This is a genomic window from Allohahella sp. A8 (genome assembly GCF_047946665.1).
Classification (GTDB): Bacteria; Pseudomonadota; Gammaproteobacteria; order Pseudomonadales; family Oleiphilaceae; genus Allohahella.
The window spans coordinates 66653-80573 of sequence record NZ_CP172312.1 but is presented as its reverse complement, the minus strand read 5'-3'; the positions used below and the strand labels follow the sequence as shown (position 1 = coordinate 80573).

Here is a 13921-nt window from a genome sequence, read left to right as displayed (position 1 = left end):
GTCTCTCCTCGTCACAAGTTGAGGCTTTAGCGAAAGGCGTCCACCACGGTCTCGCGCTTCAGAAAATTGAGTACGTCCGTTCCAAACTGAACGGGCACATCCAGATGTGGCGTATGTGCTGCGGCATCGTAGATTTTCGCGGTGACCTCGGCGCCGCCAACACGTATCCGTGTCATTGCCGCGCCAGCCAGTTTATCGACTGTCAGAGATTCGCCAGTCATGAAATCGTTCGGCAGATAGCTATCGTGCTTGCCGAACGCGAGGAAGGTGCGTGCCCTCACCTGCCCGAGTCGAGCGGGCAAACTCTGCTCATCATCAGCCCTGAGCTCAGCAGCACTGGCGTAGAGATCCCACACGCAGGCTCGCACGAGCTGATCGAATTCCCGCTGATTACCCTCGGCAGCCTGGGCTCGAGAGGCTACAAAGAAGCGAGCGTCCGATTCGCTCATTCGAAAAAGCGATGTCACTGAAGGCGGCTCACCAGCTGCAGACTTTGCTCGACGATTCCATCGTGGCAAGAGATCGTCGCGTTGCTCATCGGTGAACAGTAGGCGATCACGCAGTTCGCCCTGGGTAAGTGAGTATTCCTTCACGTAGAGTGGGTTCAGTCGCCAGGTCTCTTCGGGAAGACTGATCTCAGGCGGATAGCCTGCGTTGAACAGATCGATCTGGCGGTTGTCGAAGCGGAAGGGCTTCACCTGGTATTCTTCGAGGCCATAACTTGACTCAAGGATCAGGGCATCGACGAACATGGGGTATTTGAGCGCGAACCCCAATGCCCACTGACCACCGAGCGAATGACCTACGAGGCTGGCATGACTGATGTTCAGCTCATTCTTAAGAACCTGATACACGAGGTCGCGACTGGTATCCAGCGAGCGGGTGACCGGCAGGTCCAGATTGCCGGGAATCGATTTGCCGTAATTCGGCAGATCGAAGGCGACGACGCGATAGTCCTGTACGAGCTGCTGTATGAGCGTATTGAAGTAGCCCAAATTGCCGCATCGACAATGCAGCAGCACCACGACTGGCGCGTCTTCACGATCTCCGGGGCCGGCGTACTCGTCGATATACGCAAGCTTCCACTCTCTATCGAGCGCATCCTTCGCTTTCGCTTCATGCACTGCATACGGATATTGCACGGCATCTCGCCAGTAGCTGTTCTGTTTCGCCGGCGATACGATCTGCAGCGTTATTGCTGGCGGCTGGGTATTAGGTTTACCCGATCGCGCGCCCTTGCTATTGGTGGTGCCGCAAGCGGCGAGTACTGAGGCAACAAGTATGACTACAAGACTAACGTTGACTGCTTTCATCTATCTTCCACATCTACACTGACTTCCATGTCGCGGCCAGACTCATCCGGCCGCGGTATTCGTTTCCGTTCTGAATGGCCCACCACATCGACTTCGAGCTTCCCGAGCCGTTGCGAAAAGCGCTGGACCAGCACGGCGCTCTGACTCTGCAACTGAGCTGCGCTGACGGCATTGCCGGCCATGGCCGTCAATTGCCAGCTTCCAGCGTGGCGGGTGAGCTGCATGGCGGTGCCGCTGAGAGAGTCCTTCTGAAAATGAATGGTGACCGCCGATGGATCGCCCACACGAGATGTCGAGAGCGGCATCATCTGCTGCTTCTCGGACAAGAGCTCTGGCTTCGGGGCCTGAACATGTGGCAAATCCGGCGCGCTTTCTACAGCCTGCAATGTCGATCCCGAACTGGAGAGCAGACTGGTATGGCCGCCTGAAGACTGTGGCGCCACCGTATCGGCGTCAGCTAACTCTGCGGCTTCTAGCTCGTTGACTTGAGCGTCGGCGGAACCGCCATGACCCGAGTGCCCCTGATGCTGCTGCAGTGGTGACACCTGAGGGCCATGCCCGAGTGACAGAGCTTGATCCGGCGACTGCTCGATCGATCCGAGCGAGGCATCTTCCTCCAGTAGCATACTGGCCGCTTCCGCCTCTTGGGGTAGGCCGGCCTGCGATCTGAGCACCTGCTGCCAGGCGCTGATACTTTGCAAATCGGCGTCGGCACCCCGTGTCGTTGCGCGACCGATGAGGCCGGCGCCGCTGGCTATGCTGTTAGCGATAGAACCCGTAGTGGTGCCCTTGGCAGCAACCCGCCCCGAAGCGGCGGTCGCTGCCGCGGCGGTCTGAATCTGTGCTGTCATGATCTTCTTCCCAGAGCCTGCACGAAGAGTTCCTCACTGGCCACTTCAGCACGGCGCTGCTGGTCTTTCTTCAGCTGAGCGCGAATGTCTTTCTTCTGCCATTGTATGGCCGTGAGCTGGGCTCGAACCTGCTGACAATGGTTTCGAGCCTGCTCAAGCAACTGCTCGCTGGCGTTCAGCTGCTGACGCAGCGCAGCAAGCTTGTCCTGTTGCACGCGCACTTCGCTGCCAGCCTGTGCCAGAGCGCCTGCCTGGCGTTGCAAACCAAGTCCATCGAAGGCGGGACCTATGCGCGAGACCAGGCGTGTGGCTTCGCGCCGATAGGCTTCCTGCAGGGTCTGCGCTGCCGACAACCCCGCTTCCAGGCCTTGTTGAGCCTCGAGCATGGCCTGACGAGCGGCATCGACACGCTGCTCCGCACGCGTCAGTTTGATCTCGCGCAGGCGTTCGATATCACTGATCTGAGCAAGCGCCTGGCTCATGACACCACCTGACGAAGCTGACCGATGATGTCATCGAAGGGCAGCAGATTGTCTGAACGCTGCTTGAGAAAGTCTCTGATGCGCCCGATTTTTTCGAGCGCGCTATCGGCCTCGCGATCAGCGCCTTTGACGTATTCGCCAACTCTTACGAGCAATTCGATCTCGCGGTACTTGGCCAGCAAGGAGCGGAAGACCCGGGCAGCTTCGATGTGCTCCGGCGTAGCGATGCGACCGAACAGCCGGCTTGCACTCACCAGCACGTCGATGGCGGGGTACTGCCCTTCGGTAGCCAGTTTTCGAGAGAGATAGATATGGCCGTCGAGCAGTGAACGCACTTCTTCTGCGAGTGGATCGTCGCCTTCCTGTTCATCTTCGATCAGTACCGTATAAAACGCGGTGATGTAGCCAAACTCGTTGTTTCCGGCACGCTCGAACAGTCGTGGCAGCTGCGCAAATACAGATGGTGTGTAGCCTCGCCGAGCAGGCGGCTCACCGAGCGCAAGACCAATGTCACGCAGCGCGCGGGCGTAACGAGTCACCGAATCCATCATCAGCACCACACGCTTGCCGCGATCTCGAAAATATTCAGCGATAGCGGTACCTACATAGGCCGCCCGGCAGCGCTCGAGCGCGGGTCGATCCGAGGTCGCGACTATGAGCACACTCTTGCGCAGACCTGCTTCACCAAGCGTGTCGTGAATGAACTCGTGAACTTCACGGCCCCGCTCGCCGACCAGCACGATAACATTCACATCGGCTTCGGCGCCTTTCGCCAGCATACCCAGTAGTGTACTTTTGCCGCCGCCAGCCACTGCGAAGATGCCGACTCGCTGCCCGAGCCCGACCGGCGTGAGGCCGTCGATGGCACGCACCCCGGAAGGTAGCACCTTGTCGACCGGCAGCCGTTTCAGCGGGTTTGGCGTGGCACGGTACAGGGGCACGCGATCGCGCCAGGTATAGACGGGTCCACCGTCAATGGGCTCGAGGAAAGCATCGAGCGTTCTGCCGAGAATCCGCTCATCAAGGCCGATATCTGCACGCGCATCGCTGACGATCACCTCCATATCGGTGGAAACACCTTCGAGCGGACCGAGCGGCGCGAGCCAGGTCTGGCGATCACGCAAGCCGACCACCTCGGCCTTGAGACTGACGCCGCCTGACTTGCTGCGGAGCTCGCACAAATCACCGAGTCGGGCCTGGATGCCAGTCACCTTGATAAGCGTGCCATAGGCCTCGACGACCTTGCCTCTCCGCTCAGCCAGATCGGCAGTGCTGATCTGCTCGAGTATCGACTCAAAGGGAAGTGACATCGTCCACCCTGGTTTGATTGGCCGCACTCAGCGCTGCCTGCGATAGCCGTGACAACTGTTGTTCGAAGCCGAGATGAACCTCGCCCAGCTCGGACTTGATAACGCAGTGATAGGCTGGCAGAGCTTTATCTGACTCGGTACTCGCGGCCCGGCTGTAGCCGGACTGGCGCTGCCATTCGCTTACGATGTCTGTGGTCTGCTCAAGATGTTCTGGGTGAACGCGTACGAGAATCTGCTGTTCGTCGTTCAGCTCTGCCAGCGCGCTCTGCAGCAGCTCACGGACCACCGCGTCCTGATCGAGCCGCGGGAGTATTCTGCGTATCATGCGCTCCGCCAGATCGACCAGCTGGGGTGCACTCGCATCCAGGACCTTGCGGGCCTCCCGCTTTGCATCAAGTATCGGAACCATGAGTTCCTTGAATGCGAGCTCGACGCCTGCCTGGTGGCCATCACGCTGGGCGGTTTCGCGGATGCGAACAGCTTCTGCTCTCGCTTCGGCCAACACGGTGTTAGCGGTCTCAAGTGCCTCGCTGGCTTGCTGCCACTGCAAGTAGTCGGCTGCTGTAATCCGACGGCCACGGATTTTCAGCGTCAGTGCTTGAGTATCGGCCACTGCAAAATGGGCACTCATGCTTTCAGACTCGCGCTGTTTTCCGATCGCCAGAGCGCCAGAATGCAACTCGTCTGCTCGCATAGCTTTTCCTCAGCGGGTGAGGCGGTCTCGAGCCACTGCGTCAGACTGTTCGGTGGAAATAACGAACCCAGGCGCATGCTCAACTCGTCGAAAGTTTCCACGCTCGGCGCCAGGGTTTTTGCCACTGCGAGCATTGTGAACAAACCGTAGCCGGCGAGAATGGACTGACGGGTTTCAACGCAGTGACTGAGCAGTTCCACTTGAGAAACCGGGCTGAGCTGCGCATTCGGCAGGCTCAGGTTCTCGCTAATACATGATCTGACATTCTGGATCATGAGCCGATAATGCTCCGCCCCAAGAACGGCCTTCCACTCCGCGACCTGCTGGCGCCGTATTTCGGCACAGATCTGTTGCAGGTAGAAGCAGGCGCCGAGGGTCGTCAACCTGCTCATCAGCGTACCCGCCGGCAACCAGCTCGTGCGGGACAGGAGGGCATAGTTCTCGCCTGGCGACACGTCTTTTGTCGACTTATCGAGCCGCTGAAGGGCGCGGAAACGAGGCGCCAGCTTGTTCAACAGCGTGCGCCGCCCCAGCGAAGACCGCACTGCAGCACTCATGAGTTCGGCGGAAAAACCTGTCCAGTCTGGATGACACTCAGCCAGGAGCTGCTCGACACATGCTGCGTTCATCGCTCCACCGCACCCATGGCCAAGGGTGTTTCAGCTTCCGCCGCGGCCTGACGGAGCTCGCGGGAAAAGAAGCGCACAGTCACCCGATTGACGTCATTGAGTCCTTCGACACCATCAGTAATTATGGCCTTGATGTCGGTCTCGTAGCCGGACAGGTCAGCGCCAGGCTGCTGAATAATAACGACAGAAACAGAGGCGGAATCGACATCTTCCTGGAGGACGTGCTTGTCCGGCAGGGCTACATGGACACGAGCCGTGACGACGCCATCAATCTGCATCAGTGTTGTCGCGAGTTCCTGCGACAAGGCGTGCAGATACCGCGCACGCTCCTCCGTCGGGGACGACACAAAGCCTTCCTTCTTGAAGATATCGCCCATCGATGGATTGGCATGACGTGGGAGGCCAAGATTAGTCAGCGTTGCCATAGCGTCGGGAATATCTTCGCGAGGTACCGTGATGAGGAAGGCTTCGCCTTTTTCAGCACGAACTTTCCTGGCTTCGATACCTCGACTCAGCAGCGCAGCCTCGACTTCATTGGCCTGCTGCTCATCGAGGTTGCTGTAGAGCTCCGGGTCCTGGCAGCCAGCCAGCAGCAGGCTCGACAGCACCAACGCGATCAAACGAACTCGGGTCATCCCTGCTGCCTGAATAACTGCTGGAGTCCTTCAGAGGACTTGTTGGCGATATTCGCGGTCAGCTGACTCTGAAACAGAAAGTGGTGGGCCTTCATCGTCAGGCCAATCATCTCACTTGGCGACATTTCAGCCTTGTTGCCAAGGATGCGCATGGCTTCCTGGCCTACGCTCTCGACCCCGCCGTTCAGTGAGTCAAGCGCCTTGAACGCCGCCTTGAACGGACTGTCGCCAGCTGTCTCGACAGCCTCGGCCGTCGTGGGCTTGTCAGCAACTTTCTCGAATGCGGCCTCGAATCGGCTAATGTCGTAGACCGAAGCCTGTGCAGTGGCATCGGGTGCAGCCTGTCCTGCCGGCATGACAAGATCGAAACTCATAGCTGCAATGGCATCTGTCATTGATGCATCCTCTCAAATGGAACAATAGGCGCGCAGCAGCCATCTGCTGCGCTTGAGTGCATGGCAGGCACTGTCAACCTTATTTCCGGGCGAGTGTTTCCAGGGCCTGGCCAACGCTTGTGGTCGAGGTGCTGGCATTGCTGGAGAGGAACTGCATCTTCATGCTCGCCGCAGTCAACATGGTGATGGTCTGTGGATTGTCATGACCAGCAGTGCCCACCTTATCGGACAGTTCGGTGATGCGGTTGGCCTGACCATCAAGAGTCTGGCCCCAGGCCTTGGCCATGGCTTCATACCAGCTGCCGACTTCTCCAGTCGAAGCCTGGCGATTCTTGGTGGAGCCACCGGTCACGACTGCAGTATTGGCCTGCACTGCAGAATTCAGGATAGTGTTGTCATACATGGGTAGTTCCTCTTTGAACGTGATTGACGTTTCTCATGCAATTCCATTTGTGCCTGTAAGACGCCGACTCATTACTTGTCGGCCATGCCTCCTACTCCAGAACAGCGCCGGCACCAAGCTCGCGTTCCTCACCTGTATCGGACACCAGTCGTATCTGCTGACTATCGATACTTGCGATTTCAAATCCATTGCTCAAGCGTGCCCCTGGGTAGTATCGGGCGCCGTCGGCGGTGACCAGGTAGGGGTCGTCACCAGCCGCCAGCCGCACAATCTTCTGCGCCTCAATGGGCTCGTCGACCAGCTCGGCGCCAGCAGTGTTCATCACCCTGACCTGCTTGAGCGCCTTTACCTCACGCAGTGCGCGCGAGCGGATGATGCGCTCGGCGTCAGCTGGGTCGTCGAAATGCCCGCTCACCTGTATAACGCCCGGTGAAAGCGCCTCGGCCTGAACCGGAAAGCCCGATAGCCTGAATATTTCAGCGACCTGGCCGGCCAGTCGAGACAAATCAGCGCCGTCCTCCACAGCTTCATCAACTGGCAAGGTCTGCTCTACAGCTGCGTCGATAACTGGCTTTTTGTTTCGAACAGAAGTCGCCTCATCATCCACTTTGGCACCAACTGAGAAGAGACCTACTTCGCGACCATTGGTCGCACTCTTCGCATACACCTGTGTATAGGTGGTCCACAGCAGCGCGACACCTGCCATCAGTGCCAGTGGATACATCAAAAGCCAGCGGTTCTGACCAGCCTTCGACACAGAGCGAGCGGTGTTGTTGACACGGATAAGCTTCAAGCCGACCGCGACACTGCCGATGCCCAAGATGGCATCCTGCTTCACCACCACCTGCTCGCCTGTGGCCAGAGTGCGGCCATCGACAGTGAGCACGCCCTCCAGGGATTTAATGAAAATCGCCTGTCCCAACTGACCGATCATGCAGTGGCGGGCTGCCACGGTCTCGTCGGTAAGCACGAGATCGCACTCATCAGATGCACCGATACTCGTGAGCGATGCACCACTCACCTCGGCCCTGGCGCCGGCGTGGAGACCGGAGGTCACCGTCAAGGCATAGCAATATTCGGCAAGCAGCCCAGTCGCTGCCCCGTCAGAACATGAGAGCGTATTCGTCATTGAACTCATCTATACAGTCTCCCTTACAATCCTTATCAGGTTTGGGCCGACGGTGAGATATCCTGTCGGTATCCGATTGATCGCTGCCATCTGGCGCTACGATCCTTGGTGTAATCAGAAACAGCCTTTCGGACTGGCCATTACTCTTCGATTCGACCGTAAACAGCGCGCCCAGCAAGGGGATATCTCCCAGCCAGGGCACTTTAAATTCAGACTCCTGCTGCTCGTCGCGCACCAGTCCACCCAGCAGCAGACTGTGCCCGGTGTTCACCAGCGCCTGGGTGGTCACGGCATGACGGGTGGTGACCGGTGTACCATCATTGAAACCGGTTACCGAGCCATCCTCGATACCGACAATGAGACGAATCTGCTTGCCCCAGTCGTGCTCGATGAGATGTGGCGTAACCCGTAACATCGTGCCGGTCAGCACCTGGAAGAGATCGACCTCATAGGCACCGCTCACCGGAATATAGAAGGACGTACTGCTTTCGATGACTGCTTCAAGATCGTTCAGGGTGACGACCTTTGGTCGTGAGGCCACCGACACGACGCCCTCCTCCTGTAGCGCGTTGATCCGGGCAATGAACTGATTCTCGTCACCGATGATGGCGCCGATCTGGAAGCCCGGAATTTGGTCCAGGACGGATACATTGGTGCCAGCCAGCGTCTCAACGAAATTCTGTTTCACAGTATCCCGACCAAACATGACCTCCCCGTTACTCTCGTTGCTGGAAAAGCGCCAGTCGATGCCGAGGTTGCGAAGCTTGTCAGTGTTCACGTCGATGATGGTTGCCTCTATCTCGACAATCTGGCTGGGTGTATCGAGCGAGGCGATAAGATCCTTATAGAGCGGAATTCGGTGGGCATAGTCGCGCACGATGACAGCGTTCTGCTGACCGCTGGCGACGATGGCTGGAACCTGTTCAGCTAGCGCGAGCGTGCCATCAGCGGCCATATCTTCAGATGATCGCTCGGTTGGCCGGCGCAAAGGCGGATTTGCTGAGTGCTCAGTCTCAGGATCCAGCGAATACTGCTGGAGAGGTCCATTCGACGACGAATCATCGCTGAGTCGCTTGACTGAATTCGACATCAGCACTGGCTGCTTGCTGGGTACGGTGCCCCCCATCAGCACCTGTTGCAGAACAGAAGCCACCCCTGCGACTGTGACTTCGCGGATACCGACATTGAAGCTACGGTCCGTTGCCCATGCATACTTCAGCGGAAAGTAGTGGAACACCATTTCATGGCTGGCTGCATCGGCGGGTCGATCCAGTACGATGTTAGCCAGCCGCATCACCTGCTCTACGTACCGCGGGGCGCCGACAATTTCCACCACACCTGTGGCGGGGTCGGTGCGGGTGAAGCTCTCTTCATCGTCGAGCGTCATCCTGCGCAGGCTGCGCTGCAGCAATACGATCTTTTCCGGTGGAATCATGACGAATTCACGCCGTGATTCCTCAGCGAGATAGATGTAGACCGACAGCCCGTCTTCGTAAGCCATGAGACCGTTGGACGCGAGGATGCTACTGAAAATCTCGTTGGGCGTGCCGCTGCGTGTGCCGGCTAGTCGTCGTGATTCGTTGTTCAGCTGTGGGCTCAGCACAGCGCGAAGGCCGTGGTCACTGAGGAAGTCGCGCAGGAAGTCTTTGAGTGGCTCGTTTTCCAGCTGGTAGGTGGTCTCTGCCCGACCTTCGAGCGCAGTGATGGCAGCAGTCGCGCGAGCGGACAGCGCCATCACGATGAGTGTGACAAGAATGATACAGCGATTCATGCGTTAATCTGACCCAGTTGTTGAATGCGCAACTCACCTATCAGTTCCTGATAGGACAGCACGGGCAAATTGAAAAACTCTTCTTCCAGCAAGGCGCGGAAATATCGGCGGACTTCTGGTGAACACAGCACCACGGGCTGCTGCCCGACTGGCACCTTATCGTGAGCAGCAACCAACAGTTCGCGCAGACTGCCAGATATCTTCTGATACAGATCAGGCGAAACCGACGCTGATGCCTGAACCTTACTGTTGCGAATTGCCTGATGAACTTTGTCTTCAAGCTCGGGATGGACCAGCAAGGCATAAAGCATGCGATCCATGCCGCCGTATTGATCACCGAGCTGACGTCTTACACTTAGACGGACCTGTTCGGTCAATAAACCAACATCGGCTTCACGAGCGCCAGCAATGGACACCGCTTCGAAGATATCGCGCAGATTTCTGATCGAGACGCCTTCCTGCAATAGGCGCTTGAGCACTTCTGTTAGTCGCTGTGGCGGCACGGCGCGCAGCATTTCCTTGATGAGGTCGGGGTATTGGCCAGACCAGTTATTGACCAGAGTTGCCGTTTCCTGAACGCCTAGGAAGAGGGGCAATTGCCTGAGCATAGCCAGACAGAGATGGCGGCGCAGAGTGTCCAGAGGCTGTAACCTTTCGCCCGGCGACAGCGTCTCCGCATCACCGCTTGCTGCGATGCCCTGCTGCCAATTGCCGGCCATTTGAGGCGAAAAATCAGGGGCGAGCACCAGCTCTGTTCCGCTGACCGGCTGCGCGGAGCTCTCATTGGTGAGACCGGGGGCAGTAGCCGCATGAAGGAAATACACATCCTGGGCCAGGCTTTCCGTCGGCAGGCTGCCGCGACCGATCCGCATTCCATGCGCCTCCAGCAGGTATCCCCCTGCGCCCAGTTTGGTGTCCTCCCTGATGACTGGAACCGGCACCGGCACACCGTAGCGCTCGCGAACATCGTTCACGGCCGCAGTAGCCGTCATGAGCAGGGTCTGGTTATCGAAATGCAGGTTAAGACCGGGATGGACCCAGAGCACGACGGCCGCGGGCGGCTGCAGATTATCCGGCTCCACTGGCTTAATTCTGACTGCGGTCCGCTGGTAGCGGGCTTCGAGGCTGGGAATACGACTGCGCAGGAATGCTGGCGGCTGGCGAAGCACACTTGCCGTCAACAAGGCCACACCCATGAGCAAAAACACGAGGGACGGAAAGCCTGGGACAATAGCAAGCAGCAGCGACAGAACGCCTGCCAGAACAGTAATGCGTGGGAAGGCGAAAAACTGGAAACCGATTTCCTGAGCAAGATTGGAGCGAGAATCGTCGCCAGATGTGCGCGTGATCAGCATGCCAGCTGCGATCGATGTGAGCAGGGCCGGAATCTGTGCGACCAGACCGTCACCTATCGTCAGCACGCTATAGGTAGAAACGGCTTCGCCTATGGGCATGCCTCGCTGCAGCACACCAATGGTCAGACCGCCAAGAATGTTCACGATGAGTATGACGATGCCAGCGATGGCGTCGCCCTTGACGAACTTCATGGCGCCATCGAGCGCGCCGTGCAACTGGCTTTCCTGTTCGAGACGGCGGCGTTTTGCTTTCGCCTCTTCCTTTTCGATCAGCCCCGAACGCAGGTCCGAATCTATCGAAAGCTGTTTGCCAGGCATGGCATCTAGCGAAAATCGTGCAGCCACCTCAGCGACCCGCTCGGCACCCTTGGCAATCACGATGAACTGCACCACGGTAATGATGAGGAAGACGACAAAGCCGACAACCATGTTGCCGCCAACGACAAGATTGCCGAAGGTTTCGATGATATCGCCAGCGTCGGCATCGAGCAGAATGAGCCGCGTGATCGCGATCGAGAGAGACAGCCTGAACAGCGTGGTCAGCAGTATCACGCTGGGGAAGCTGGAGAACGCCAATGGCGAAGGTACGTAGATGGACAACAGCACCATCGCCACAGCGATGATAATGTTCACTGCCACCAGAATGTCGACCACGAACAACGGCAGCGGCAGGATCATCAAGGCGATGATCGCGACTACGCCGAAGGCCAGAATGACGTCGCTGTAACTCTGCGAACGCAGGCTTCCGGTGAGCCTGTTAAGCCAATGCGCCGGAACAGAAGACACGGTCATGCCAATAGATCCTCCATGATCACGATTCTTTCAGGACTGCCAACGCTGGGCATTATCCGGCTCTACCATGAGCCTGGGACCGCTATGCCGATGCACTTTAGTGACTCCTTTGGGGGATGGTCAAGCCAATTTATTGACTCGTTACCACATTGTCGACGCGTTCAAGGTTTGACCGTGTCCGTCATTTTTAGACGGACAAACTTGTTTATTCTCCCACCACGGTGCCGTATGCTTTTGGCCTGACGCAGGATCGCGTCACCGTGACTCCCACTGCATGGATGACTTTGAAATGGAAGTTGACGCCCCCTCCAAAGACCGTATCGTGGCGCCAGAGCAATCGAATTTGCTGCAGTCGCTTGGCTTTCCAGCCCTGTTGTTTTCGTCAGCAGACACATTGGTCGAAATGAATGCTGCGGCTACCCGCCTGCTTGAAAAGCTGGGTTTCGTCGACGACGTTTCGTACCACTCACTGGACCTGCAGGCTTTCGTCGAATGCCTCACCTACGGTGTCACGCCCTCTACGGCAGCGCGCAGAGACTCAAACCCTTCACAGCGCATGCTACCGACCGAGTTTGTGGCGTATGAGCTCGAGCAGAGTTTCTCGCTGAAGTGGTCGCACCCTGTTCAGGGCGAAGAGACCTTGACGCTGCTACTCATGATCGATCTGACCGAACGCGACCAGGTGCAGTTCCGCAAGCAGACGCTGTACGAATCTCTGGTTAAAACTTCGCGTGCACTTTCGGTGGGGGAGATGGCAACGGTGCTGGCCCACGAACTCAATCAGCCGCTCGCAGCGATACTCAATTATCTGGATGTCGCCCGCCGCGGCGTGTCGACGACGAGCGGCACGAACACTCTGCCTGCATCACGTCGTGAGAGGGTGCTCGAAGCACTTAGTCTGGCCGCGGGTCAAGCCACCCAGGCCAGTGCAGTCATTCGGCGAATCCGTCAGTTCGTCAGATCAAGTGAGCCGCGAAAATCACCCTGCAGCGCTGAAGCCATTGTCGAACGGGTTCTGGCACTCCTTGAACTTGAGATCCGCCACCACCGGGTAAGCTTCGAGACATTTATCGAAGCAGATACGCCACGGCTGCTGGTCGACCGGGTCATGATCGAGCTGGTGCTGACAAATCTAATCCGCAATGCCATCGATGCGGTCTCGCAGCTTGCGCCTGGCGGCCGTCGAATTGCCATCAGGGTGGGTCGCAGCGGCGACGACCGCGTCGAGATCAGAGTCAGCGACAGTGGGCTTGGCGTTCGCCCCGAGCACCGACGCAGGCTGTTTACACCCTTCTTTACCACCAAAGGTCATGGCATGGGCGCGGGCCTGCCCATCTGTCGCAGTATCGTGGAATTTCACGGCGGCCAACTCTTCCTTGATGACGATCAGGAGGACGGTGACAGTGGCGCCTGTTTCGTGTGCCGGCTACCAACAGACTACGCAGCAGGTACGGCGTCACAGGCTATCAGTGAGGACGCGAGATGACAGGCATCTACCTGATCGACGACAACGAGGCCTTCCGCACCTCGGTTCAGTGGTCGCTCGAGGATCTGGAATTCACCGTGCGGAGCTTCGCCTCCGCCACTGATTTTCTCGCTTTCCTGCAGACCGAGTCCGCAGCTAGACCAGCACCTCGAGACGAAGCAGCAGCGTCGGAAGAGCCCATTGAACCCATGCCCTGGTGCATCGTGAGTGATGTTCGTATGCCAGATATGAGTGGCATGGAACTGCTTGATGCGCTATGGCGAATCCAGAGTACATTACCTATCGTCCTCATGAGCGGCCATGCTGACATCCCTCTGGCTGTTGAGGCCATGGCCAAAGGCGCGGCACATGTACTCGAGAAGCCGTTTGAGCTGGATGTATTGGCCAAGGTCGTCACCCTGGTTGCTCAGCAGCCACTCGGTGGGCCGCGAAATCCTGATGACGCTCGTTCCAGACTCGAGAAGCTGTCGCCAAGAGAAAGCGAGGTCCTGGCGCTCATCTGTGCCGGCTGCCTCAACAAGACGATTGCCGACACGCTGGGCATCAGCGTGAAGACAGTCGAACTGCACCGCGCCAAGCTGTCGAACAAGCTTGGCGCCAAGAACATTCATGAACTCATCAAGATTTCCCTTGGTTATACCTGAAATATTTTGGCTCTCGCACAAGGATTGGTTGC

The 13921-nt window shown here is 57.9% G+C and carries 14 protein-coding genes; 2 read left to right on the top strand and 12 right to left on the bottom strand.

Features of this window, described 5'->3' with window-relative positions; genetic code table 11:
* Positions 1–26 precede the first annotated feature (26 nt).
* The 12 genes from ACH3PB_RS00380 to sctV all read right to left on the bottom strand — a co-directional run bounded on the left by ACH3PB_RS00380 (position 27) and on the right by sctV (position 11759).
* Positions 27–1313, bottom strand: coding sequence for an alpha/beta fold hydrolase (locus tag ACH3PB_RS00380; protein WP_416397491.1), 1287 nt, complete (start codon positions 1311–1313; stop codon positions 27–29).
* Positions 1310–2164: a hypothetical protein gene (locus tag ACH3PB_RS00375; protein WP_416397490.1), complete on the bottom strand. Its 855-nt coding sequence runs from the start codon at positions 2162–2164 to the stop codon at positions 1310–1312. The genes ACH3PB_RS00380 and ACH3PB_RS00375 overlap by 4 nt, the downstream gene beginning before the upstream one ends.
* Positions 2161–2646 carry a hypothetical protein gene (locus ACH3PB_RS00370; protein ID WP_416397489.1) on the bottom strand — a complete coding sequence of 162 codons (486 nt, stop codon included), beginning with the start codon at positions 2644–2646 and terminating at the stop codon, positions 2161–2163. The genes ACH3PB_RS00375 and ACH3PB_RS00370 overlap by 4 nt, the downstream gene beginning before the upstream one ends.
* The gene (locus ACH3PB_RS00365; protein WP_416397488.1) at positions 2643–3956 is read right to left on the bottom strand and encodes a FliI/YscN family ATPase; all 1314 of its coding nucleotides are present in this window, start codon (positions 3954–3956) and stop codon (positions 2643–2645) included. Before ACH3PB_RS00365 ends, ACH3PB_RS00370 begins: the two co-directional genes overlap by 4 nt.
* Positions 3940–4650 (bottom strand): FliH/SctL family protein, encoded by a 711-nt coding sequence (locus ACH3PB_RS00360; RefSeq protein WP_416397487.1) that lies wholly within the window; start codon positions 4648–4650, stop codon positions 3940–3942. The genes ACH3PB_RS00365 and ACH3PB_RS00360 overlap by 17 nt, the downstream gene beginning before the upstream one ends.
* Positions 4584–5279 carry a hypothetical protein gene (locus tag ACH3PB_RS00355; protein ID WP_416397486.1) on the bottom strand — a complete coding sequence of 232 codons (696 nt, stop codon included), beginning with the start codon at positions 5277–5279 and terminating at the stop codon, positions 4584–4586. Before ACH3PB_RS00355 ends, ACH3PB_RS00360 begins: the two co-directional genes overlap by 67 nt.
* Entirely contained in the window at positions 5276–5914 is a 639-nt protein-coding gene (gene sctJ, locus ACH3PB_RS00350; protein WP_416397485.1) for a type III secretion system inner membrane ring lipoprotein SctJ, read from the bottom strand. Before sctJ ends, ACH3PB_RS00355 begins: the two co-directional genes overlap by 4 nt.
* Positions 5911–6309: a hypothetical protein gene (locus ACH3PB_RS00345; protein WP_416397484.1), complete on the bottom strand. Its 399-nt coding sequence runs from the start codon at positions 6307–6309 to the stop codon at positions 5911–5913. The genes sctJ and ACH3PB_RS00345 overlap by 4 nt, the downstream gene beginning before the upstream one ends.
* A 79-nt stretch (positions 6310–6388) precedes the next feature.
* Complete coding sequence (locus ACH3PB_RS00340; protein ID WP_416397483.1) at positions 6389–6712, bottom strand: hypothetical protein; 324 nt, start codon at positions 6710–6712, stop codon at positions 6389–6391.
* A gap of 91 nt (positions 6713–6803) precedes the next feature.
* Positions 6804–7850: an FHA domain-containing protein gene (locus ACH3PB_RS00335; RefSeq protein ID WP_416397482.1), complete on the bottom strand. Its 1047-nt coding sequence runs from the start codon at positions 7848–7850 to the stop codon at positions 6804–6806.
* A complete protein-coding gene (gene sctC / locus ACH3PB_RS00330) occupies positions 7816–9612 on the bottom strand; it encodes a type III secretion system outer membrane ring subunit SctC (protein ID WP_416397481.1) in 1797 nt (598 codons plus the stop codon). Before sctC ends, ACH3PB_RS00335 begins: the two co-directional genes overlap by 35 nt.
* Complete coding sequence (sctV, locus tag ACH3PB_RS00325; RefSeq protein WP_416397480.1) at positions 9609–11759, bottom strand: type III secretion system export apparatus subunit SctV; 2151 nt, start codon at positions 11757–11759, stop codon at positions 9609–9611. Before sctV ends, sctC begins: the two co-directional genes overlap by 4 nt.
* 289 nt (positions 11760–12048) lie before the next feature.
* On the opposite strand from sctV, the gene ACH3PB_RS00320 reads away from it, so the two are divergent.
* Positions 12049–13245, top strand: coding sequence for a sensor histidine kinase (locus ACH3PB_RS00320; protein WP_416397479.1), 1197 nt, complete (start codon positions 12049–12051; stop codon positions 13243–13245).
* On the top strand, positions 13242–13889 hold the full coding sequence (locus tag ACH3PB_RS00315) for a response regulator transcription factor (RefSeq protein ID WP_416397478.1): 648 nt from the start codon (positions 13242–13244) through the stop codon (positions 13887–13889). The genes ACH3PB_RS00320 and ACH3PB_RS00315 overlap by 4 nt, the downstream gene beginning before the upstream one ends.
* The last annotated feature ends 32 nt before the right edge of the window (positions 13890–13921 follow it).